We start from the raw sequence: 1,045 nt of genomic DNA, 5'->3' as shown, positions 1-1,045 counted from the left end.
TTTCATAAAACTTCCCTTTTTTATGTTTTGCTCACAATGCTCGCTTAAACATAGCGTGTGAATTTTTTCGGGTCGAAAGCCGCTCGAATCGCTTCACCGATAAAGGTGACCATCACCAGTACCAGTACAATGGAAGTCACAACAGACGCCACAATCCATGGCGAGTCCAAGTTGGACTTACCTTGCTGCAGTAACTCACCCCAGCTTGGTGTTGGTGGCATCAAGCCTAAACCAAGATAATCAAGTGCTGTCAGTGCGGTGATGTTGGCGGCAATAGTAAATGGCGCCAAGGTAACAATCATGACCATGGTATTTGGCAGAATATGGTTAAACAGGATTCGGCCTGTCGAGGCGCCCAACGCACGAGCTGCCATTACGTATTCGCGTGCAGATTCTTTGTAAGTCATGGTACGCATGTACCATGTCATCCCCATCCATCCAAACAACACGTTGATGGCGACAAAGAGCGTGAAAGTCGGTTGAACGATGGACACCAAAATCATAATGACGTACAGGAATGGCACCATTGACCAAACCTCAATCAAACGTTGGACAAATAGGTCGAACTTGCCGCCCCAAAAGCCCATGGCACAGCCTACAGCGGTACCAATAGCGTAGGATACCGCCATCGTTAGCAACGCAAATCCCATCGCGGTACGGAAGCCATACACCAAGCGCGCTAAAATATCGCGACCAATAACGTCAGTACCTAGATAGTGTTTATTCTCAGCGCTTGGCGCGGTCGGAGGGAAATCGCCAGTGAAGTCTTGTTCGTATGGGTTCCAAGGAACGATAGGTAGAATCACAAAGTTATCCCCCCCCTCTTCCTCAAAGACTTGTTGGAGAACTCGGTAATCAGCTTCACTTGAAGAATCTTGACCAAACTCGCTACCTAAACGAACGTCACTGACAACCGGAAAGTAGTAACTACCATCGTACTTCACGATCAACGCTTTACTGTTGATTAACAGCTCGGCAAATAGTGAAAGAATCAACATGATAGATAAGATAACAAACGACCAATAACCACGTTTAATTTCTTTAA

At 46.4% G+C, this 1,045-nt stretch carries 1 protein-coding gene; it reads right to left on the bottom strand.

The window, feature by feature from the left end; genetic code table 11:
* Positions 1–44: 44 nt before the first annotated feature.
* Positions 45–1,045: ABC transporter permease (locus tag R7R24_RS24945; protein ID WP_318119784.1), on the bottom strand; the 1,001-nt coding region annotated here is incomplete at its 5' end.

The organism is Vibrio sp. 704, assembly GCF_033339295.1.
The sequence above is the reverse complement of the archived record's forward strand: the minus strand, read 5'-3'. Positions and strand labels throughout refer to the sequence as shown.